This is a genomic window from Pseudoalteromonas sp. NZS71_1, assembly GCF_015864305.1.
In the GTDB taxonomy this organism is placed as follows: Bacteria; Pseudomonadota; Gammaproteobacteria; order Enterobacterales; family Alteromonadaceae; genus Pseudoalteromonas; species Pseudoalteromonas arctica.
On sequence record NZ_JADYXM010000001.1, the window covers coordinates 514,133 to 533,937 of the forward strand.

A 19,805-nucleotide genomic window follows, 5' to 3' on the forward strand; every position below is an offset into this window, starting at 1 on the left:
TGATGCCAATGCTAAGTGTTTTAGCTCTTTACATCGCACTTGAGTGAGCTCAAAAGCATCGTAGTGATTCCAACACTATACTAAAAAACCTTCCATTTTAATCATATCCTACTTCTAATTTACACTTCCCTATTGAGCAAAAATACTCAATAGGGAAGTAACTTAACTAGCGTGACCAGTTAGTTTTGGCAAGCTCTACAATCTCGTTACCTTTGCCATTTATCAGCGCTTTCATCATGTAAACACTAAAGCCTTTTGCTTGCTCTAATTTGATTTGCGGCGGCATTGAAAGCTCTTGTTTTGCTGTATCGACTTCTAAAACAACAGGTCCTGAGTGATTCATCATCTCGTTCATTGCCGATGGTAATTTTTCAGGGTCGTCCACATGAATCCCTTTTAAGCCACAGGCCTCTGCAATTTTAGCAAAACTTGGGTTTTCTAAATCGGTATCGCTTGATAAAAACCCACTGGCTTTCATTTCCATAGCCACAAAACTAAGTGAGCGATTATTATAAACAACAATCTTTATTGGTAAATTAAGCTGCTTAAGTGAGATTAAATCGCCCATTAACATCGAAAAGCCACCATCACCACACATTGCAATGACTTGGCGGTCTCTATCTACAGATTGAACCCCCATTGCCTGCGACATGGCATTCGCCATAGAACCATGATTAAACGATCCAATTAAGCGGCGCTTTCCATTCATTGACAAATAACGCGCAGCCCACACTGTTGGCGTACCTACATCACAAGTAAAAACAGCATCGTCAGCCGCTTGCTCGTTTAGTAAACGCGTTAGGTATTGCGGGTGAATTAAATTTTGCGAGGTTTTGCCACTGGCTAGTTCATCAAGATCTTGTCGAGACTCTTTGTAGTTTTTAACACATTTTTGTAAGTGCGAACTTGTCCGCTCACCTTTAATATAATCAAGCAATGTGGTCACTGAATTTTTAGTATCCCCTAACACGCCACAGTCAATTTGCACGTGTCGCCCGAGTGACGCAGCCTGATTATCAATTTGCAATATGGTGGTATTTTCAGGATAAAAAGCACGATAAGGAAAACTAGTACCAATCATAAGTAACGTATCGGCTTCTTGCATTGCATGATAGCCCGACGCAAAGCCAATAAACCCAGTCATACCAACATCGTAAGGGTTATCGTACTCAATAAATTCTTTACCGCGCATAGCGTGTACTATCGGTGTTTGTAATTTTTCGGCTAGCGCAACAATTTCGTCGTGGGCATCCTTACAACCAGCACCACACAATAAGGTTACTTTTTTACTTTTATTAAGATGAGTCGCCATTGCTTCAATATCAGATAAAGCGGGGGTATACGTTGCTGGTTTTGGCACGTTCCATTTTGGCTTGATAGCTTTAGGCATATCTTTTAATGCAATGTCGCCAGGTAGCACAAGTACACTCACGCCTTTGTTTAGTATTGCTTGTCGCATTGCGGTTTCTAGCAGGTACGGCATTTGCTCGGGGCTCGACACCATTTCACAATACACACTGCATTCTTTAAATAATTCTTGCGGATGGGTTTCTTGAAAATAGCTACTGCCAATTTCAGATGAAGGAATATGTGCGGCAATAGCTAATACCGGTACATTATTGCGCTGACAATCAAATAGACCGTTAATTAAATGAAGATTACCTGGGCCGCAAGAGCCCGCACACACCGCAAGCTCGCCTGATAAATGTGCTTCGCCACCAGCTGCAAATGCGGCAACTTCTTCATGACGTGTGCCTAGCCATTCAATTGTTCCCATTTTTCGCAGGCTTTCACTAATGCCGTTAAGTGAATCGCCAGTTACTCCCCAAATGCGCTTTACGCCCGCTTGTTCAAGGGTTTTAGTAATAAAACTTGCGATATTTTGACTCATAATATAGAACTCCTAAATATTCAGTTATTCTGTAAATTGATTTTTCGCCTCTGATCTATCAAGTAAGTCATCGTTTCGAAATGCGCTCAATTATTGAGAATCGATAAGCTTAGGTATTTTGATAATAATAGATATATTGCTACTGAGACTTTACTAACAAACGGTACTACTAGGTTTGCTGTGCCCCCATACTGATACATAAAACATGAATGTCCGCTTTAAAGTGTTTATGAATATGCGGGTGCGAGATTTTTAGTGGCTTAACTATGAATATGTTATTATGCGCTCAATTATTTTACTGAATGCTTTTCTCTTACTTCTATGTCAAATTCTGCTTTGTGCTTTACATTATTTTCTCAAAATATTGATTCTCTCGCGCTTCCTGAAAAGTTTACTTTCCCTTTTTATTACGAGCCGCAACCATTAGCTGTAGTAGCCACAAAACAATTACAGCAACAACTTGAAACGTTAACGCATTTAAAAGCAGAAAATGCCGGTAAAATGTTTGGGGTTTTAGTGGTGCAAAATGCTAAGCAACAATTAGGCTTTTTAAGTGCTTATTCGGGGCAAATTGAAGGTGATAAAGCCAATATTAGCTTTGTACCGCCAGTTTCTAGCATGCAACTGCAAGACGATAGCTATTTGGCTCAAAGTAAAATAATTAACGATATTAATGCTCAAATTGAGCAATTAGAAAATAGCGAACAACTGCATGAAGTTAATAGCAAACTTGATGATGCAACACAAAGCTACCAGCAAGCACTATTAGCCCAACAGGCAGTGATGCAAGCCGGTCGCCAGCAACGAAAAATACAACGTACCGAAGGCGAATTAGAGCTTAGCGAAAGTGATTTTGAGCAGTTAAAAAATAAGCTTGCAGGGCAAAGCATCGTAGAAAAAAAGCAACTGCTGGCACTTAAAGCCTATTGGCAAAATATAATCGAGTCACTGCAGCAAACACACATCAATATTTCTGATGAAATTGCTCATTTAAAAAAGCGCCGTAAAACGCTTTCTAAAAGCTTACAAAAAAAGTTATTCGCGCAGTACCAATTTTTAAATGCAAATGGAGAAACTACAGACTTAAATGCTATTTTTGCAGCATTACCTGAGCACACTCCTCCTTCGGGTGCTGGCGATTGCGCAGCGCCTAAATTATTACAATACGCCTATAAACATGGCTTAAAGCCACTTGCAATGGCTGAATTTTGGTGGGGAGCTGCGCCTAAATCAGCAATTAGGCAACATAAAAACTACTACCCTTCTTGTTACAGTAAATGCCAACCAATACTTGGGCACATGCTAAAGGGTTTAGATGTTGAAGATAATCCGCTACTTACCAACCCAGCTCAGGGTAAAGATTTAAGTATTGTTTATAAAGATGACGACTTACTTGTGGTAAATAAGCCCGCTGAGTTTTTATCGGTGCCTGGCGTAAATATTGAAGACTCAGTTTATATGCGAATCAAAACGCAGTTTCCAGAGGCATCAGGCCCACTAATTGTACACAGATTAGATATGTCGACTTCTGGGTTATTGATGATCGCACTTAATAAACGCGTGCACAAAGCACTGCAAAAGCAGTTTATTGAACGCACCATAGATAAACGTTATGTCGCATTAGTTAATGGTAACGTAGCTGAGTATAGCGGAGTAATTGATTTACCCTTAGTGCTCGACTTTGATGATAAACCGCGCCAAATGGTGTGTTACAAACATGGTAAGCCATCACTTACTACCTGGCAGGTTTTAGAGCGTAACAACAACATTACCCGATTACAGTTATACCCTAAAACAGGGCGAACTCATCAATTAAGAGTGCATTGCGCGCACAGTTTAGGTTTAAACATGCCAATTATAGGCGACACACATTACGGGCAAAAAGCCGATAGATTACATTTACATGCAGAATACTTAGCATTTACTCACCCAATTACACTTAAACGATTAGAGTTTGAAGTAGCCCCAGATTTTTAATAAAAACACATAGCTACAACGACTATATTATTCAATGTGTTGGTTTTTATTAATTTAATTGATATCGTTTGTGGTCTTGTTTTTTCAATGAGAAGTATAAAAAACTGTTCAAACCCAAGTTTATTAAGCAATGTGAATAAGTATTTCAATAATAAAAATAAGTCAGCAAAGGATTAACATGGCTAACAATACACAAATAAAGATTTTAGGTAATACTTTATGGGCAAAGTATATTGTTCTCATTTTATTTTTACTTTTAAGTAAGCTTGCCTCAGCTAACGGCGATTCATTAAGTGCAACTTTACATGCGCTAGACTTTGACACGACTCAAACTCTCATCAATAACATAAAAAAGAATGAACTAGACTATCTTCAAAATGAAGACAAACTCACTCAAGCGTTTAAAATAAGCAAAGAGCAAAATTGGGAAAACCTTCATCTAGAAGCGGCCGCTTTGTATGCGGAGTTACTTTTTAGACAAGAAAAATACGAAGCGTTAAACACACACTTATCCTATTACTTAAAGAACAAAGAGTTACCAAATCAAAAAAGTGTATATTTATTATTTCTCGAATCACAACTCAAGTCTCTAGCGAGAGAGCCAAACCCAGCTCCAGCACAAACGCTAGCCACAAAATTAGAAGAGAGCTTGCAACAGCATTCAACTAAAGAAAAAATCATTATTTTACGAGCACTTGCTTACTATTACACCGATACAGATGCATTGAAAAAGACCCTAAATGTTGCACTAGAGGGGTTAGAATTAGCATTAAAAGATGACGATTCAGCATCTCAAGGATACTTTTTTTAGAAAAATAGCCGATGCATATAATTATCTAAACGAAAAAGACAAAGCCGTATATTATGCAAAAAAAGCGGTTGCGGCATATGAGCAAACACAAGATGGGCTTTTTACCTCAAAAGCATATTGGAGCTTAGGCAATGTATTGCTTGAAGTAGAAAAACCTAAAGATGCCTTAATATACCTAGATAAAGCATTGCTCTATTTTAAAAAAGTTAATATGCAAAAAGGCTTAACCTTTGCTCAGTACTCAATTGCAAATATTGAGTACTTACAAGCAAACTACGATAAAGCTTTAACTTTAACTAAAGAAAACATTGAGCTTGCTCGTTCTGCAGGTGTTTACGACATGCAACTCGCATCGCTCATTTTGTTAGCTGACATATATATAAAACTAGATTTACTTGATCAAGCAAATGAAGCAAACGATGAGGTGTTTTTAAAATTAGATAAATTCAGCCGCAGTATTTATAAAGCCGATTTTTTAAGTAAACGCTATGAGCTAAAACGACGCCTTAACCACACTGACGAGGCTTTTGAAGCAATTGAACAAAAGCTCCTTTATACAAAAAAACACTACGAAGCAACCAGTGAAAATAATATAAAAACACTACAGGTACAGTTTGAAGTAAAAGAAAAAGAAGAAAAAATACAGCAACTAGAGTACGCAAAAGATATTAGTGAACTACAAGCTAAAGAAGAATATCAACAAAAAATAATTTGGCGACTCAGCGCTGCTATTGCGTTTATTTTAGTGATTGCTTCATTATTTTTATTTTATCGGCAGGCTCGACAACGTCAAAAGTATCACGATATTTCATTAACAGATTATCTAACAAATTGCCCTAATCGCAGAGGAATAATGCGCGCAGCAGAAGCAAAGTTTGGTGAAGGTAAAATGACTATAGCAATTGTTGACTTAGACTACTTTAAAAAAGTTAACGACCATTTTGGTCACGATGTTGGCGATTTAGTTCTTATTGCCTTTGCAAAAGCTGCAAGAGAAACACTATGTAATGATCATCAGTTTGGCCGTTACGGCGGCGAAGAATGGTTATTGGCACTAAATACGGCTGATGAACGAATAATTCGCGATATATTTAACCGACTCGCCATTAGCTTCGCCGAGCATTGCAGTAATATAGAAGACTTTCCTACAGATACAAAAATCACTTTTAGTGCAGGAGCTTCTGTAAGTAGCCCTTTAAAAAGCACACTAGATATTCTTATTAAGCATGCAGATAAATTACTTTATAAAGCAAAAGAAAACGGAAGAAACCAAGTCGTAGTTGATTAAATAAACACAGCTAAAAGTATTGGCTCATTTACTTGACTAAAGTTCGTCTAAAACCATTTGTTTAATTTTATGTGCTTTTACAAAATGATCTAATTTATGGGTGTGTATCCACCAAGTAGCAGCTTCCATAAGTAGCTCTGGGTCGTCGTTTTTATTAGCAAAAAAGGCATAAAAAGAAAGCCCTACATTTTCGCCTTTAACTGCTATTTTTTTATCGCATACGGTAATTATTTTTGCTCTTAGTTCTTCCCTCATACATACCTTATTTAGTTATATTTTTACTGTATATGTACTATTGAAATACGCCATTTAAAAAGCTAACGATTAGCTGTAAAAGACTTCTATCAACCAAACCGTGATTCTCAAGCTCTTTATTAGGCGTATTTACTTTTGCAGCTTTGCATTCATTATCTAATGTTTCATTTTTACGTGTATCGGTTTCGTATGCAATATCTGCTTGTTCCATACATTTTGCCGAACCTGCGTAAGGCTGTGCCGCACAAGCGCTTAGTAATAAAAAAAGTGGAATTACTATCAATAATTGCTTCATAACTAATCCTATTTTTACGCAACTTATTTACTTTAAATTACAGCTGCAAGTTAGCCTATTTACTTTTCTACCACCATTACAAAAAATTCAAAAAAGAACGTACCGATAGCATCAAAAAAAGTGTCATTTTTTTCATCCTTTTTAATTTGTGCGCTAATGCATTGATTATAAACTTCTGAGCTTGTTTGAGCGCCATTTCGATCAACCGTTTCGGCCTCTTCAATGCATAAGTTAGGGTCAGAACGTGGGGCAGTACTACATGCACTCAGTAAAGCGCACAGCAATAATGCGGAGATGGGGCTTTTTATGTTCATCCTTAAACTATCCTATTAAGTTGACGTGCTACCTGCATTTATACCGATTGATATTATATGTGGGAGTAATACATATAGATTGTACCTAAATAATGTTGCTACTTTATCACTGCAATAAAATAAACAACCAGTAAATATTTGTAAGGTTCTGTAGGAATTTATACTCCTTTTATAATTGAACTACGTAAAATCCTGAAATTATTGCATTCATCTCACTGTAAAATTTACAGTGAGATGAGCATAAAAATAAAAAATCAAAATAAAAGCAATAAAATACATCAACTTAATATTTGGCATTTAGTTTGCTAGTTAATGGTATAAGCAAATAAATTGTAAAAGGATTAGTTATGAATATTTTTGAAGCACTACGTCATGACCATGACAAACAAAGAAAATTAGTAGATGCACTTATTCAAACGCACGGCGACACAGAGCAGCGCCACACGCTAATGGACGAGCTAAAAACAGAATTAGAACAACACGCAAAATTTGAAGAACGTTACTTTTATAACCCACTTATGTTTGATGACTTAACTCATGAAAAAGCGCGCCACAGCGTAGCTGAACATCACGAAATTGATGAATTAATTGAACAACTTGAAGATACCGAAATGAGCTCGTCTGCATGGTTAGTTGCAGCTAAAAAGCTACACCATTTAGTACATCATCATTTAAGTGAAGAGGAACACGAAGTATTTCAATTAGCGGGTAAAGCACTAACCGAAGGGCAAAAACAAAGCTTGGCAAAGCAGTATAATGATGCAATGCACTAATACTTTTTATTTGTGAGTAACTTTACTCACAAATAATTGAACCACCTTATATACACTCCCTTGTGTACTATTGGTTATAAGCCACTTGGCTTATAACCATTTTTTTAAGCCTATATGCTAACTCTTCTCTAGTAAGGGTGCTTCTGTCGGATCAAAAATTCGATACGCCACTAGCTTTAAACCATCGTTAATAAAAAACCACACCAAAGCATATGCCCACACAGCAAGTGCCCATCCCCATCCTAGTGGGGTCATAAACACACCATAAACAGCAATAAGTGTTGCTATAACTTGCGTGCCAAATACGGCGACCATTAATATAGCAGACGGTTTAATAGACCAAAATGGACCTCGGGTACGCGCTAAAAATATAGTCAAATGCCCTGCTACAGAAAGTAATAAGTACATTAATGTTTGAAGATGAGGACGGTCGAGTTCAAATACTTTATCCCCTAAGTAAAATAAACCAAAGGCTGCAATTGGCCCTACAATTCCCAGCACAGATGCAATACCTAAAACGAGCCGCATATTCCATGTCTCGGGCTTATTTTGATAATGCACATTGTCGTATGCAATAGACAAAATGGCGGCATCGTTAAGTAAAGCAAGCATTACAATCATGACTGCTGTTAACGGATAAAAGTTAAAAATTAATATCGCCATTGTCATAAAGAGTAGTACGCGCAGTGTTTCAGCAACCCTGTAAATAGCGTAACTGTTCATGCGTTGAAATATTTTTCGGCTTTCTTTAACTGCATCAATAATAACCGATAAGCCATCGGTCATTAACACAATTGATGCTGCTGAACGCGCTGCATCTGTAGCACCCGATACAGCAATGCCACAGTCAGCTTTTTTAAGTGCTGGCGCATCATTTACGCCATCTCCTGTCATGCCAACAATGTGCCCTCTATGCTGAAGCACATCAATAATATAGTATTTATGCTCAGGGAATACTTGCGCGAATCCATCAGCGCTCTCGATTGAGTCATCTAACTGTGTGGCTTGATGATGCTCAGTTGCACCAAATCCACTAGCATCAAGAATGTTTGTCCCTAAACCCAGTTTACTTGCAGTTTCGCGCGCAATGGCCACTTGGTCGCCCGTGACCATTTTAACGCTCATACCCATTTCTTTTGCATCGGCAATGGTTTGTATTGCTTCTTCACGCGGTGGATCAAAAAGCGGCAATACACCTATAAATTGCCATTTACCTTGCTCGTCTGTTTTAGCAACCGCTAAAGAGCGAAACCCACGTGCTGCAAATTCATCTATTGATGCCTCAACTTGAGTTTTAACTGCCTCAATATTAGCCGACAAAGCTAAAATAACCTGCGGTGCACCTTTGGTCACTTTAAATGTTTTGCCATCATCATTTTTAACGATTGCTTCAGTACGTTTGCTCACAGGATCAAATGGCTGAAAATGCTCTATATGATAAGAATCTAGATACTGCTCAGCTTTTACACTTTGTAATACTGCTAAGTCAATCGGATCGTTATTTTCTGAGCGAGATGCTAATGCCGCGTACAATATAACTTGCTCAGCAGAGCCTTTATTTATTGAGTTTTCGATATAAAACGGGTCACCCAACGTTAATAGGTTTTGTGTCAATGTGCCGGTTTTATCAGAGCACAAAATATCAACACCCGCTAGCTCTTCAATTGCAGCTAAACGTGTTACAACCACTTGCTTTTTAGCCAATAAACGAGCGCCTACAGCCATAGTAACTGATAGCACTGTTGGCATTGCAACTGGTATTGCAGCAACAGTTAATACGAGTGCAAACTGTAATGTGGTGATCATTGGATCATCGCGAAACAAAGCAACAATAACTATAAGCAGCACTAAAGCCGCAGCAAGCATTATTAAATAATTACCAATTTTAAGCACCGCACGCTGAAAATGACTTGCGGTTCGCTCCCCTTGCACTAACTGTGCTGTTTTACCAAAAAAGGTATTACCGCCGGTTGCGTATACTATTGCCTCAATTTCACCTTGGCGAATAATAGAGCCCGAATAAACAGTTTCACCCGCCGACTTTACAACCGGTAATGACTCACCCGTAAGTAATGATTGATCTACTTCTACTGAATCACCATCGAGCAAACGCGCATCTGCAGGCACTATATCGCCCATCCGCATTCTAATAACATCACCTGGTACAAGCTCGCTGGCATTTAAATTTTGCCATTGAGTATCGCGGCGAACGCGTGCTTTGTTAGCTAATTTTGCTTTTAATGCGGCAATTGCATTACCCGCTTGATGCTCTTCCCAAAAGCCAACCAATACGTTAGACAGCAATAATACAAGAATAATAAAAAAATCAGCCCAGTGCTTAGCAAGCGCCGATAAAATAATAGCGGCCTCGATCATCCACGGTATTGGCCCCCAAAAGTAAGATAAAAACTTGAGTAATAAATTTGGTTTTTCTTCAACTAGTTCGTTAGGTCCATATTGTGCCAATCTTTGTGTGGCATCAGCTTGGCTTAACCCGTCGGATGATGTTTTTAGCTTTGCTTGTAATTGTACTAAATCAAGCTTGCTCCATTCATCGCAATTTTGATTGTGTGAAGACTTGTTCTCTGAACGATTTGATGACTGATGCGCCGACGAAATTTTAACCTTTTCCATACGAGCCTTCTATACAACATTGAGTTGAATAACTTGAGGTAATTAAAACCTACTAACCGTATAGCTAACATAAACTAAAGCTGTCGATATTGTTCTTACAAATATATTAACTTTGATCTAACGCAATATTTAAGATGAAATAATATAAAAAGGATTATTTTTAGAAGATGAAAAAGAGATTGGATTATTAGAAGAAGTGCTCAAAGGCTATACATTGGGCTGAAATAGTAAATAACTCAGCCCAATGTATTTTTAGCTACAACCTTGAGGGTATAGCTATTGTTTTATTACTTTACAGTAAATTTCACGTCTTGGTCGCGTAATAAGTAAAGTGCAAAACACGCAGCCCACATTGGCCATGCAGTGAAGAATAATAAGTTGTTAAAGCCATCTATATACTGGTTGTACGAAGAAAGCGTTGATAAGCCATGCATTACAAAAATGATTCCGTAAGTTATGCGCTTTTTAATACCCGCTAAAAATGCCAATACTAATACAAGTTGTAGAGCACCGATAACATAAGCAACTATGTCAGATGAGCCACTAATACCGTAAAAATGTTCAAAAATACGTGCGCTATGACCAGGGTTTACAAATTTATCGAACGTCCACATAACCATTACAATAAATACGCCTAAACGCAAAGATAAAAGTGACCATTGCAAACGGTTTTGCACATCAGAACTCATTGAACCTGTCATAAAATTTCCTTAAAAGAATATTAATAAACGTTGAAGTAACCTAGACCGTATAAGTTATTTTTTATTTCAAAAAAATTTAATTATTTTAAATAAAAAAGTAATTAAGCCTCGTAGTAATAAAAGTGAAGCTTATTTTAGGAATTTTAAAATGCTGCGTAAAAGTTAACAATTTTAAAATGTTAGCAGGTGAAAAGTAGTCTATAATTAAAAAAGCCCATTAAAAGCAAATATTTACATTTACTCTAATACAATCGCTCTATTAATATTTTATCAACTAATAAAACAATAGTACTTAATTACCACCTTTATAATGCATCCGTTTTGTTATGTTCTAAAAAACAAAAAGAATCGAAATTTTACTGAAATTTATTTTTAATCCTTTCGGTCTTTATCGCCAACAACATTTTAACCGTAGAGAGAAAACGTTTGAAACACGCATATTTAGCACTTTCCCTAGCCACCATATTAAATACACCACTTAATGCTTTTGCAGCCGAAGAATCAAAAACAACAAAAGATGGCGCAATAGAACGCATTGAGGTGGCAGGCCAAGTTATTAAATCTCAAGGTCTTTCGGTTAAAAACGCCACTGTAGACGGCCCTTTTGGCGACAACTTAGCCCTACAAGATATAGCCCGCTCAGTCACACCAATTTCAAGCGAGTTAATTGAGCAGCTTAATATTACGACTTTACAAGACGTGCTCGCAGTAAGCCCTAATACCTATTCAGCCAGTGGTTTTGGGGCACCCAGTTTACCTACTATTCGTGGGCAACTAGGTGAGCTTTTCCAAGATGGTACACGCCGCCAAGCAGGTAATAATGGCTTTGGCGTGCCGTTATCGTTCAACTCTATAGAACAGATAGACGTGGTAAAAGGCGCGCCGCCGGTATTATTTGGCTCAAGCCAACGCAACGGTGGTTTTGTAAACTTACATTCTAAAAAAGCATCAACTGACGAAAGTAAAGGCAAAGCAACGGTATCTGCAGGTCGATGGGATCAGTACAGTGTTTTAGTGGATTACAGTGCACCCATTGTAAAAGACAAAGTAGGTTTTAGAGTAAGCGCTGAACACATTGATAACGGCAGCTACTACGACTTTTCAGGCACAAAGAGCGACAGCTTATTTGCATCATTACGCGTATTACCCGATGACAAGAGCAGCTGGGATATTAACTTTGAATTATATCAAGTTGAATTTACCGATAACGCAGGTATTAACCGCCCTACTCAAGCGCTAATAGATAATGGCCTTTATATTACCGGCCAAGGCGTGCAAGCAAATGGCAGTACAGTACCGGCAGCAGGTTCAATAATCTCACCAACTGGGCAAGTAAAAATAGACCGTAGTACAGTGCTTACCGATCCTGATAATCAAAACGAAGCCACTACTTATTTACTACACAGCATTTATAAGCGTGAACTTTCAAACAATGCATCAATTAAAAACATCACGTATTTTCAGCACTTACAACGTGAAGAAATTGCACAAAACAGCTTTGTTGAAATTATAGATGGTGCCGATACCGCGCAAAACCGTACCGAGCTTACCTATCTTTGGAATAGCGACCAGCAAACAATTTTTGCATTTGATGTGCGTTATAACCGCGTATTAGGCTACAGCCAATTTACAACAGAAGCCGACTTACCTATTGATTTAACTGGCCCAATTTCAAATCGCCGCATTCCTTTAACTGATGTACAACAAGCGCGTTTAATTGAAATTAGCCCAGGTGTATTTGTATCCCCTGGTGGTCAATATGATATTAATAATGACGGCAGTGGCGACTTTAACTTATCAGACACTACCGATTCGCGCTCATGGCAAACAGGCTTTGCTATTCAGCAAGATTCTGATTGGACAGATAAGTTTCATACAAGCGTTGGCTACCGTATTGATTTTTATGACGTAGACGCGCACGACCCAATAGCGCCAGAGGGTGAAATTGCAGCTCGCGATAGCATTAACGATAAGCTACATTCAGGGCAAGTAAGCTTTAACTACCGATTAAACGGTGATTACACCACTTATGGTGCAGCAAGTTACAACGAAGCCACATCAAATAGCATGGCTGGCGGCACGTCTCTTGGTGGCGACAACACGATTAGCGCGCAAAACTTTTCAACCGAAAATACTTTAGTTGAATTTGGTTTAAAATACGCACCAACCGACAGTGATTGGTACGCCGATGGAGCAGTATTCAGCCAACGTCGTAGTTTACGTAATCGCGATGGTAGCAATACCGGCATTCGTACTACCGGCTTTGAAAGCCAAGTATTTTATGATGCTTACCCTTATTGGCTAAGTGCTGGCTACAGCTATATTGATGCTCGCTACGATAATTCTGCAAGTAGCCAAGATTCAGCTCAAGTAGCCGATGCATTTGACAACTCACGTCCAGATATTATTGAAGGTACCAGTGTTGGCGCACCTAGCTTTACCGCTTTTGCACCTTCAAACACCCGTGTACAGGGTATCCCTGAGCAATCGTTCAGCTTTAACGGAAATTATTCAATTAATTCGAAATGGCAAACGGGTTTTTCAGGTCTATATACAAAGAGTTACCCATTAGACTTTTTGGCGACAGTAAAAATTCGTGATCAGTACACACTAAACGTAAATACTAGCTATGCTTTTACGCCTAGTACCAAGTTACGATTAGATGTGAACAACGTAACGAATCAAAAAAACTGGCGCCCAGTATTTGAAGGCGGTTACTTTGGTGCAACTTTAGCTTTTCCTGAGTTGCCAATTAACGCCAAGTTAACCCTTACGCATAGTTTTTAAGAGAGAGAACATGATTAAAAAAATATTTTTATTATTGATTGCAGCGGCCGCCGTCGGCCTGTTCTTTCATTTTGACTTACACCAACTACTTACGCTTGATGGTTTAAAAGGGTCAATGGATCAGTTTAGCGATTACAAAGAGCAGTCACCGTTGTTGGTTATTGGTGGGTTCTTTTTACTATACGTAGTTGTAACTGCTCTCTCTTTACCAGGCGCCGCTATTTTAACACTTGCCGCAGGTGCATTATTTGGCTTGGTAGAGGGTTTATTAGTTGCATCTTTTGCCTCAACTATTGGCGCAACACTTGCCTTTTTAGTATCGCGTTACTTACTACGCGACACTATTAAACAACGTTTTCCTGAACGCTTAGCCGCAATTGATGCAGGCGTTGAAAAAGAAGGTGGATTTTACTTATTTACTCTTCGTTTAGTGCCGGTGTTTCCGTTCTTTTTAATCAATTTACTAATGGGTGTTACCTCAATAAAGTCATGGACTTATTACTGGGTCAGCCAAGCAGGTATGCTAGCCGGTACATTTGTATTTGTTAACGCAGGTACGCAACTGGCTCAAATAGATAGCTTATCTGGAATTTTATCATTCAACTTAATCTTATCATTCGCTTTATTGGGCATTTTCCCATTCATTGCTAAAGGAATCTTAAACGTGTTTAAAAAACGTCGCGTATACAAAAACTACACTAAGCCTAAAAAATTCGACCGTAACATGATTGTTATTGGTGCAGGCGCAGGTGGTTTGGTAACAAGTTATATTGCTGCTGCTGTTAAAGCAAAAGTAACCCTTATTGAAGCGGGCGAAATGGGCGGCGACTGTTTAAACTATGGTTGTGTTCCAAGTAAAGCAGTTATTAAAAGCGCTAAAATTGCAGAGCAAATTCGCCACGGTGAAAACTACGGCCTAGAAAACGCAACACCGCAGTTTTCGTTCAAAAAAGTAATGGCACGTGTACATAAAGTTATTGCCGATGTAGCACCACACGACAGTGTTGAGCGCTACACCGACCTAGGCGTAGATGTTGTAAAAGGTTACGGTAAATTAATCGACCCGTGGACTGTAGAAATTAAACTTAACGACGGTGGCACGCAAACACTCACCGCTCGTACTATTGTGATTGCAACTGGCGCACGCCCATTTGTACCGCCACTACCTGGTATTGAAGAAACAGGCTATGTAACAAGCGATACATTGTGGAATAAATTTGCAGAGCTGGATGAGGCACCTAAAAAACTTGTAGTACTAGGTGGCGGTCCAATTGGTAGCGAATTAGCACAAAGCTTTGCACGTTTAGGTTCAAGTGTTACGCAAATTGAAATGAGCGAACGCATCATGATCAAAGAAGACCTTGAAGTGTCTACTTTTGCTCACGAAGCGTTAACCGAAAGTGGCGTTAATATTTTAACATCGCACCAAGCACTTCGCTGTGAAACGCGCGATGGTAAAAAATATATTGTTGTTAAACATAACGACAAAGAAATAGATATTGAATACGACGAGCTATTATGTGCCGTTGGTAGAAGTGCGCGCCTTAAAGGTTATGGCCTTGAAGAGCTAGGCATAGAAACAAACCGTACTGTTGTAACTAACGAATACTTGGAAACGCTATACCCAAATATTTTTGCAGCAGGCGATATTGTAGGTCCATACCAGTTTACACATGTTGCAGCCCATCAAGGTTGGTACGCAGCGGTAAATGGCTTATTTGGTAACCTTAAAAAGTTTAAAGTAGATTACCGTGTTATTCCGTGGACTACGTTTATTGACCCAGAAGTTGCACGTGTTGGCTTAAACGAGCAAGACGCAAAAGACAAAGGCATAGATTACGAAATTACTCGCTTTGAATTTGAAGAGCTAGACCGTGCAATTACCGACAGCGCTACAAAAGGCTTTATTAAAGTGATTACACCCAAAGGCAAAGACAAAATACTCGGTGTTACCGTGGTATCTGAACACGCTGGCGATTTGATTGCTGAGTTTGTACTGGCAATGAAACACGGCTTAGGCCTTAATAAAATACTCGGTACTATACACAGCTACCCTACTTGGGCTGAAGGTAATAAGTACGCAGCAGGCGAGTGGAAACGCGCTCATGCACCTGAAAAAGTGCTTAACTTGCTTGAAAAATACCATACTTGGCGTCGAGGTTAATTATGTTTAAAACACCTCTAAAAGCATTACTACTTGGTTCGGCTTTAGTTGTAACATCGTTTACAACGTCATTTTCGGCCCAAGCCCAAAACATACACGATAGCTGGAATGCATTGTTAAATAAGCATGTTGTCGCTATTAACCATAATCACAGTACTGAGGTTGATTACGCTGCCATAAAACGTGAGCATGCACAGCTAAAAACGTATCTAGATTCGTTAACGGCTGTAACGCAAAGCGAATTTGACGCATGGGAAAAGCCTAAGCAACTCGCTTTTTTAATCAATGCTTATAATGCGTGGACTGTTGAACTTATATTGACAAAGTATCCAGATCTTAAATCAATCAAAGACTTAGGAAGCTTTTTTAGCTCACCATGGAGTAAAGAGTTTGTGCCATTACTTGGCAAAACTCGCAGCCTTGATGATATAGAGCATGGTTTAATACGTGGCAGTGGTAAATACAACGACCCACGCATTCACTTTGCGGTAAATTGCGCAAGTATTGGTTGCCCAGCGCTTCGAGAAGAAGCGTATACAGCCACTGATTTAGAAAGCCAATTGCAAGAGCAAACGGTGCGCTTTTTATCAGATATGACACGTAATATGGCTCAAGAAAATACGCTAAGCGTGTCTTCAATATTTAAGTGGTACGGCGATGACTTTGAAAAAGGCTTTAGAGGTGCAAACACGCTACAGCAGTTTTTCTTGCAATACAGCGATGCACTTAAACTGATACCCGCTAAGCAAAAAGCACTTAAAAATGATGACATGAAAGTTAAATTTTTAGACTACAACTGGGATTTAAATGTTCGCCATTAAGTTTTGGCAAACACAGGCGCGATACAGCTTTTGCTGTGTCGCGTTTTGCGTTTGTGCAATCGCAAATTTAGCTGCTTTTTCAAGCTCTGTGTTTGCTAATACCGTTATTAACTCAAATAGTAAAAGTAATTTAGTAATAAACACACAACAGGGATCTCGCTGGCAACAAGTTCAAGCACTTGGTAGCAATCAAGATGTATACTTTTATGCATGGGGCGGCGACGCGCAAATAAATGCTTATATTCAATGGGCAGCGCAGCAAGTTAAAACTAAGTACAACATTAACCTAGTGCATGTAAAATTAAGCGATACCAGCGAAGCAGTAAGCCGTGTACTTGCCGAAAAATCAGCAAACAATAACAACCAAGGCAGCGTAGATTTAATGTGGATCAACGGGGCTAACTTTGCCACCATGAGTGAGCACTCTTTGCTTTTAAAGCAATGGGCTAATAAACTCCCCTACTTTGCATTAACCGATCCGACTAACAACCCTGCTGTAACCTTTGACTTTGGTTTACCTACCAATGGTATGGAGGCTCCATGGGGGCAAGCGTCACTTACATTTTATTACGACAGCATTGCAATAAATGGTAAGGCAAACAATAAATTGCCGACGACATTAAACAAATTATTAAACTGGAGCGCGCAAAACCCTGGTCGCTTTAGTTACCCAAAGCCGCCTGACTTTTTAGGTATGAGCTTTTTAAAATACGCCTTAGTTGTACTGCATCAGCAAAGCAGCGAAAACATTAAAGCGCAGTTAAACCAACCAGCTACCGCTTTAAATACTGCACAAGTGCTAAATCCGTTATGGGACTTTTTAGATAAACTACACCCAACTCTTTGGCGTGGTGGCACTCATTTTATGCAAAGTGGCGCTCAAATGCGCCGCTTAGTAGACGATACAGAGCTAAGTTTAGCCTTTACTTTTTCAGCACCTGAAGTACCGGCAGCTGTAAAACGCTATGATTTACCAAACAGCATTCGCAGTTACGCAATGAGTGATGGCAGTTTAAGTAATACTCATTTTGTGGCAATCCCTTACAATGCAAGCCACCAGCAAAGTGCGCAATTAGTGGCTAATTTTTTACTCAGCCCTGAGGCGCAAGCTGAAAAACAAAAAGCGCATATATGGGGCGATAAAAGCGTACTTATTCAATCAACGTTAACGCCTGAACAGCAAGCCTTATTTAAAACAGCTAAACCGCATCCAAGTGCACTGCCTTTAAACAGTATTAAACGCACATTGAGCGAACCTCATCCAAGCTGGGTAAACGCCATTATGCAAGGTTGGCAAACCCGTTATGGAGTAAGCCAATGAGCGTTATTTCAAAAAGTGTACCAGTAAATACCAAAGCAACAACGCAGTGCAGCACCGATATGTTTACGCGCATTGTAAAATTTAGCCCGCGATTTTTACTCGCTTTACTTATATTACCCGTACTTGGTGGCTTAATTAGCGTATTGCTGCCTGCCTTTGGTTATGCGCCCGTACTTGAGCAAACAACGTTTAGCTTGCAAGGTTTTAATGCCCTTTGGCAAACACCTGGCCTTACCCAAATGGTTACTCTAAGCGTTGCAACGGGCTTAATAAGTACTTTGCTTGCATTTATCATTACCTTAATGATTTTAGCTGCGTTTTTTAACAGCCCGTGGCTTAACCGAATTCAGCGTTTATTGAGCCCTATATTAGTTATACCTCATGCCGCCGCCGCTATTGCGGTGGGGTTTTTAATTGCCCCTTCAGGTATGATTTCACGCTTAGCGTCGCCTTGGTTAAGCGGCTGGGAACTTGCGCCAAACGGCATGTTTCCGCATGATTCATTCGGTATTAGTATTATTTTAGGCTTAACACTAAAAGAGCTTCCCTTTTTATTATTAATGGCACTGGGCGTACTTGCTCAACCTGAGCTTGGCAAAAAATTACGCCAACAACATAAGGTTGCGCTTAACTTGGGTTATTGCCCAATGACTGCCTTTTTTAAAGTAATACTGCCAAGTCTTTATCCGCTGCTGCGTTTACCCCTTTTAGCCGTGCTTGCCTATGCAAGTGCCAGTGTAGAAATGCCACTCATTTTAGGCCCAAATACACCACCCACGTTGGCCGTTGCAATAATGCATTGGTTTAACGATGTTGATTTAAACCTGCGTATTAAAGCCTCAGCAGGTGCTTTATTACAACTGGCTGTTACAGGCGGGTTGTTAGCCCTTTGGCTTGGCGCAGAAAAGGCCGTAAAAGTGCTATTTAGCGACTCTCTCACCAATGGAGTGCGCGAATACGGCGGATTTTATTGGCAAAAAATAACGGTCGTACTCACCGCATTAGTAATTAGTTTTATACTGTTGTCACTTATTGGTTTAGTTATGTGGTCGGTTGCAGGTTTTTGGCGCTTTCCAGATGCAATGCCTGAACAATTTACGCTACTGCATTTTAAAAGTGCGCTAATGCAAATGGGCAGCCCGCTTTTTAATACGCTAGCAATCGGTTTAGTAACCACACTATTTGCCATTATACTTACTTTAGTGTGTTTAGAATCAGAGCAGTTGAGTGACAAACCTATTTCTCGTTTTACCAGTTTAATTATTTACTTACCGTTATTAGTACCCAGTATTGCCTTTTTGTTTGGGCTAGTATGGATACAGCAATTGGTAAATAACCAAGCCGCATTTTTTAATGTGGTACTTACGCATTTACTGTTTGTGTTGCCTTATGTGTTTTTGTCACTTGCGAGCAGTTATAGGCGCTTAGATCCTCGTTTTGCTCATGTTGCAGCAAGCCTAGGCGCAGCGCCATGTAAGGTGTTTTTTAAAGTAAAACTACCTCAGTTGTTTGCCCCTATTTTAATTGCAGCCGCACTGGGCTTAGCAATTAGTTTTGGACAATACCTCCCTACGCTTTTAGCTGGCGGCGGGCGCATAGCCACAATAACAACCGAAGCCGTTACGCTTGCCAATGGCGCAAGCAGACGCACCAGTGCCGTGTACGCTATTATGCAAATGGTGTTACCGCTTATTGGATTTATACTGGCATGGGTTTTACCTAAATATTTTTTCAAAAGTGCACGTGCTTAAAAGTGCACATATTTAAAGCACC

At 39.3% G+C, this 19,805-nt stretch carries 13 protein-coding genes and 1 pseudogene; 8 read left to right on the forward strand and 6 right to left on the reverse strand.

Annotated elements, in window-relative coordinates; genetic code table 11:
* Positions 1-166: 166 nt before the first annotated feature.
* The gene (gene poxB / locus I6F43_RS02170) at positions 167-1,891 is read right to left on the reverse strand and encodes a ubiquinone-dependent pyruvate dehydrogenase (protein ID WP_197100780.1); all 1,725 of its coding nucleotides are present in this window, start codon (positions 1,889-1,891) and stop codon (positions 167-169) included.
* A 321-nt stretch (positions 1,892-2,212) separates the two neighbouring features.
* On the opposite strand from poxB, the gene I6F43_RS02175 reads away from it, so the two are divergent.
* Positions 2,213-3,868, forward strand: a complete 1,656-nt coding sequence (locus I6F43_RS02175) for an RluA family pseudouridine synthase (protein ID WP_197100782.1) — start codon at positions 2,213-2,215, stop codon at positions 3,866-3,868.
* Between the two features lie 178 nt (positions 3,869-4,046).
* Positions 4,047-5,967, forward strand: a pseudogene (locus I6F43_RS02180) (tetratricopeptide repeat-containing diguanylate cyclase).
* Positions 5,968-6,003: 36 nt separating this feature from the next.
* Here I6F43_RS02180 and I6F43_RS02185 read toward each other — a convergent pair.
* The 3 genes from I6F43_RS02185 to I6F43_RS02195 are packed head-to-tail and all read right to left on the reverse strand — an operon-like array spanning position 6,004 to position 6,831.
* Positions 6,004-6,222, reverse strand: coding sequence for a DUF6500 family protein (locus I6F43_RS02185; RefSeq protein ID WP_024600489.1), 219 nt, complete (start codon positions 6,220-6,222; stop codon positions 6,004-6,006).
* Between the two features lie 37 nt (positions 6,223-6,259).
* Positions 6,260-6,517: a hypothetical protein gene (locus I6F43_RS02190; protein ID WP_024591905.1), complete on the reverse strand. Its 258-nt coding sequence runs from the start codon at positions 6,515-6,517 to the stop codon at positions 6,260-6,262.
* A gap of 59 nt (positions 6,518-6,576) precedes the next feature.
* Positions 6,577-6,831 carry a hypothetical protein gene (locus I6F43_RS02195; protein WP_197100784.1) on the reverse strand — a complete coding sequence of 85 codons (255 nt, stop codon included), beginning with the start codon at positions 6,829-6,831 and terminating at the stop codon, positions 6,577-6,579.
* 347 nt (positions 6,832-7,178) lie between these two features.
* Between I6F43_RS02195 and I6F43_RS02200 the strand changes: the two genes are divergently transcribed.
* Positions 7,179-7,604 carry a hemerythrin domain-containing protein gene (locus tag I6F43_RS02200; RefSeq protein WP_024591907.1) on the forward strand — a complete coding sequence of 142 codons (426 nt, stop codon included), beginning with the start codon at positions 7,179-7,181 and terminating at the stop codon, positions 7,602-7,604.
* A 117-nt stretch (positions 7,605-7,721) separates the two neighbouring features.
* Here I6F43_RS02200 and I6F43_RS02205 read toward each other — a convergent pair whose 3' ends face one another.
* A complete protein-coding gene (locus I6F43_RS02205) occupies positions 7,722-10,238 on the reverse strand; it encodes a plasma-membrane proton-efflux P-type ATPase (protein WP_197100786.1) in 2,517 nt (838 codons plus the stop codon).
* Positions 10,239-10,525: 287 nt separating this feature from the next.
* The gene (locus I6F43_RS02210; protein WP_007581772.1) at positions 10,526-10,939 is read right to left on the reverse strand and encodes a hypothetical protein; all 414 of its coding nucleotides are present in this window, start codon (positions 10,937-10,939) and stop codon (positions 10,526-10,528) included.
* A gap of 426 nt (positions 10,940-11,365) precedes the next feature.
* On the opposite strand from I6F43_RS02210, the gene I6F43_RS02215 reads away from it, so the two are divergent.
* The 5 genes from I6F43_RS02215 to I6F43_RS02235 are packed head-to-tail and all read left to right on the forward strand — an operon-like array spanning position 11,366 to position 19,783.
* Complete coding sequence (locus I6F43_RS02215; RefSeq protein ID WP_197100795.1) at positions 11,366-13,726, forward strand: TonB-dependent receptor; 2,361 nt, start codon at positions 11,366-11,368, stop codon at positions 13,724-13,726.
* Between the two features lie 10 nt (positions 13,727-13,736).
* A complete protein-coding gene (locus I6F43_RS02220) occupies positions 13,737-15,890 on the forward strand; it encodes an FAD-dependent oxidoreductase (protein ID WP_197100803.1) in 2,154 nt (717 codons plus the stop codon).
* Between the two features lie 2 nt (positions 15,891-15,892).
* Positions 15,893-16,711, forward strand: coding sequence for a DUF547 domain-containing protein (locus I6F43_RS02225; RefSeq protein WP_197100805.1), 819 nt, complete (start codon positions 15,893-15,895; stop codon positions 16,709-16,711).
* The gene (locus tag I6F43_RS02230) at positions 16,698-18,032 is read left to right on the forward strand and encodes an ABC transporter substrate-binding protein (protein ID WP_197100807.1); all 1,335 of its coding nucleotides are present in this window, start codon (positions 16,698-16,700) and stop codon (positions 18,030-18,032) included. The genes I6F43_RS02225 and I6F43_RS02230 overlap by 14 nt, the downstream gene beginning before the upstream one ends.
* On the forward strand, positions 18,029-19,783 hold the full coding sequence (locus I6F43_RS02235) for an ABC transporter permease (RefSeq protein ID WP_197100809.1): 1,755 nt from the start codon (positions 18,029-18,031) through the stop codon (positions 19,781-19,783). Before I6F43_RS02230 ends, I6F43_RS02235 begins: the two co-directional genes overlap by 4 nt.
* The last annotated feature ends 22 nt before the right edge of the window (positions 19,784-19,805 follow it).

Excerpts from the sequence above, each read along its gene's own strand:
- poxB (WP_197100780.1), bottom strand. The coding sequence starts at position 1,891 with ATGAGTCAAAATATCGCAAGTTTTATTACTAAAACCCTTGAACAAGCG.
- I6F43_RS02175 (WP_197100782.1), top strand. The coding sequence starts at position 2,213 with ATGTCAAATTCTGCTTTGTGCTTTACATTATTTTCTCAAAATATTGAT.
- I6F43_RS02185 (WP_024600489.1), bottom strand. The coding sequence starts at position 6,222 with ATGAGGGAAGAACTAAGAGCAAAAATAATTACCGTATGCGATAAAAAA.
- I6F43_RS02190 (WP_024591905.1), bottom strand. The coding sequence starts at position 6,517 with ATGAAGCAATTATTGATAGTAATTCCACTTTTTTTATTACTAAGCGCT.
- I6F43_RS02195 (WP_197100784.1), bottom strand. The coding sequence starts at position 6,831 with ATGAACATAAAAAGCCCCATCTCCGCATTATTGCTGTGCGCTTTACTG.
- I6F43_RS02200 (WP_024591907.1), top strand. The coding sequence starts at position 7,179 with ATGAATATTTTTGAAGCACTACGTCATGACCATGACAAACAAAGAAAA.
- I6F43_RS02205 (WP_197100786.1), bottom strand. The coding sequence starts at position 10,238 with ATGGAAAAGGTTAAAATTTCGTCGGCGCATCAGTCATCAAATCGTTCA.
- I6F43_RS02210 (WP_007581772.1), bottom strand. The coding sequence starts at position 10,939 with ATGACAGGTTCAATGAGTTCTGATGTGCAAAACCGTTTGCAATGGTCA.
- I6F43_RS02220 (WP_197100803.1), top strand. The coding sequence starts at position 13,737 with ATGATTAAAAAAATATTTTTATTATTGATTGCAGCGGCCGCCGTCGGC.
- I6F43_RS02225 (WP_197100805.1), top strand. The coding sequence starts at position 15,893 with ATGTTTAAAACACCTCTAAAAGCATTACTACTTGGTTCGGCTTTAGTT.
- I6F43_RS02230 (WP_197100807.1), top strand. The coding sequence starts at position 16,698 with ATGTTCGCCATTAAGTTTTGGCAAACACAGGCGCGATACAGCTTTTGC.
- I6F43_RS02235 (WP_197100809.1), top strand. The coding sequence starts at position 18,029 with ATGAGCGTTATTTCAAAAAGTGTACCAGTAAATACCAAAGCAACAACG.